Consider the following 2,681-nt stretch of genomic DNA (forward strand, 5'->3'; position numbering starts at 1 on the left):
TGCCCGGCCAAGGAGCTCTCATCCTGGCATCGTCCTGCACTCTGGCGAGGTAGCCGCCGATGAGTGGACGACCCGGTCCGATCTCTTTGTGACCACTCCCGCACACACATTGCGCGATCTAACCTACAGCGGGCGGTTTGATCTCGCCGAACTCGGCCGCGTCGCCCACGCCTTTCTGCGCACCCACCTAGCGAACGAGACCGAGCTGGCCCGTGGTCTGGACGTAGCCGCCAGGACATCGCCCTATGGCGGTGAAGTTGCGGCTTCGTTGGAGTCGATTCTGCGTGCGGCGGACGAGGGCAGCGTAGGCTTCCCCGCCCGCCCGCAGCGTTAGTCAGCCCATGGCCGGCGCAGAAAATCATAACCCAGACTCCCACATCGGGCCGGAATTCCGTGAGACGTTCCCCTCGTGGTCGGAGTTCCGTTCCTACGTCACCGATCGTGCTCGTGCAGCGGAGTTTAATGCCGACCGTGCACTTCACCAGATCTTGACCGGGGACTTCGCGGCGCGTCTCATGAGCCGAACCCCGCACGACTGGATCATTTTCGGTTCGTTGGCGCTTCCATCCCGGCCCGCCGCAGACTTCTCGTGGCCTGCCGACTTTCTTCCCGCTCAGCCGAACGAAATCCATCCCGCGTATGTGATGGCCCGATCCGCGTTCATCTGGACCTGTGCGCTCTCGACATCACGGAATCCTACGGTGTTCATGTCAAGCAGGCTGTGGATGCGGTCACGGTGAACGCGGGTGACACCGCCCGAACTGAGCGTGCGCTGGGCCTCGCAGGGCTGGTCCGCTACAGCGCCGACGTCAGGGTCTACGACAGCGGGAAAATCATGGGAGTGATCGTCGCCCAGCCGATCGATCCGAAATACGGGCTCGGCCAGGCACGTCCCGTCGACGACCCAATCGGACTGGAGATCGACATCAAGCCGCCCGATCGGGTTCCTCTGTTCGGCCCGGCCACCGCGCCGAACGGTCCATCGTTGGCATCGCCGTGCCCGGCCTGGCGCCCGTCACTCCCATGATGTATCCCACGGCCAGCCAGCTCGCAGACAAGATCTCCATGCTGAGCGGACCGGCACCCCGCTCGTCCCGCCAGGTCGCAGCCGGCCCTCGCCACCGCTACAAGGACCTCTTCGACATCCACTACATGATCCGTACCTGTTCCGTGGAGGCCCGCCACATGTGGGAGGCGCTTGAGGTCAACAACCAGGTCCACTTCGGCCGCGAGGTCCTGCCCCATCCCTACCACGTCTATGGAGCCGGCCGCAGGCCCGGTGAACTCGACGTTCCCTGGCGGTCGGCGGTGAACACGTTCAAGGCCGACCAATCACAGCTCGCGCGCTACCCCGATTTCGACGCGATGGAACGCGCCGCGGCAGGCTTCGTGGCAGAGCTGACCACAGCGCCTCCGACCAGCACCTGGGCACCAGGACGCGGCTGGTCCCCTCCCCGCTCGGATCTCCGGGCGGTGTCATTCCCCCGGAAACCAGCTCCCAGACCCGGTCCACGGACCCCGCCTGCGCAGGCTCGCACGCTCCCGCCTCATCCGGGCCAGGCGCCCCGGCCACCGACGCGATAGAGGCCTTGCTTCGCAGCGTTTCCGCACCCCGGAAGAGTATCCGATCTTCAAAAAACCTACGTTTCCTGAAGATCAACCCGAGGTGATCCGCAACAGCGCTGGAGTCGTCAAAAACTCCTTCAAAAACGGGCACGCTCAACAACCCCGACGGGAGCGTTTGCTGAGATGATCGCGGCCGTGACCACAGCCTTCGAGCCCGCTGAACTGCTCGCCGCCTGCCTGGCCTTCGCTCAGCCCGGGGACACCCTCGTCGTCCCCGCCCTCGACCGGCTCTCCCGCTCCCTCCAGGACCTGATCACCAGGGTGGGGGATCTACGCCGGCGTGGAGTGGGGTTCACCTCCCTGCACGAGAACCTCGACACCACCACCCCCGGCGGCCGGCTCGTCTTCCACGTCTTCGCCGCGCTGGCCGAGTTCATCCGCGAACTCATCGTCACCGGCACTCGCGAGGGCCTGGCCGCCGCCCGCGAACGCGGCCGCGTCGGCGGACGCCCCACCGTCGCCACCCCAGAGATCATCCGTGCCGCCCGCGACATGCTCCCCAACCCCGACGCCAGCGTCACCTCCATCGCGAAGCTGCTCGGTGTCAGCCCCGGAACCCTCTACAACCACATCCCTGACCTCCGCGAACTCCGCGCCACCAGCCGCACCCGCCACCAGCTCACCGCCACCCCACCGAAGGCCAGCTAGATCATCGCCGTTTGCGGCTGGTGACACGTTTCTTACCGGCACCCCGTGACCCAGCGTGTCTGGACACCTGCGTCGAGCGCCTTTTCGATCATCTTGTGGGCGAGTTGGGGTTTTGTCGCGCACTCGAGAGCATCGGGCGCGTCGGCAGCCTCGAGTCGTACGGGGTCGTCCGTCCACCCGGCGACAGTGGCAATCAGGTCGGGCTGCGAAGGCTTCGACGTCGGCGCTGCATCCGTCCGGGTCTACGCTGGGGCAGGAAACCATCGGTTGATCATTACGAGTTCTCGCAAACCGTCATGATCGCCGATGGCTTCTTCGTGTCCTGACCTGCGTCGGAAAGCGCTGGGTCGGGCGCCCATCGTCAGCCCAGGGACCACAACTGATCACAAAAGTCAGGTTGGCATACT

Annotated in this window: 4 protein-coding genes; all 4 read left to right on the forward strand. The window is 65.5% G+C overall.

Features of this window, described 5'->3' with window-relative positions:
• Positions 1-334: hypothetical protein (locus MJ785_RS21640; protein ID WP_239382705.1), on the forward strand; the 334-nt coding region annotated here is incomplete at its 5' end.
• A 402-nt stretch (positions 335-736) separates the two neighbouring features.
• Entirely contained in the window at positions 737-1,027 is a 291-nt protein-coding gene (locus tag MJ785_RS21645) for a hypothetical protein (protein WP_239382707.1), read from the forward strand.
• Positions 1,024-1,584, forward strand: coding sequence for a nucleotidyl transferase AbiEii/AbiGii toxin family protein (locus MJ785_RS21650; RefSeq protein ID WP_239382709.1), 561 nt, complete (start codon positions 1,024-1,026; stop codon positions 1,582-1,584). Before MJ785_RS21645 ends, MJ785_RS21650 begins: the two co-directional genes overlap by 4 nt.
• A 165-nt stretch (positions 1,585-1,749) precedes the next feature.
• The gene (locus MJ785_RS21655) at positions 1,750-2,274 is read left to right on the forward strand and encodes a recombinase family protein (RefSeq protein WP_255724421.1); all 525 of its coding nucleotides are present in this window, start codon (positions 1,750-1,752) and stop codon (positions 2,272-2,274) included.
• Positions 2,275-2,681 lie beyond the last annotated feature (407 nt).

Source organism: Protofrankia sp. CiT1, from assembly GCF_917627335.1.
In the GTDB taxonomy this organism is placed as follows: domain Bacteria; phylum Actinomycetota; class Actinomycetes; order Frankiales; family Frankiaceae; genus Protofrankia.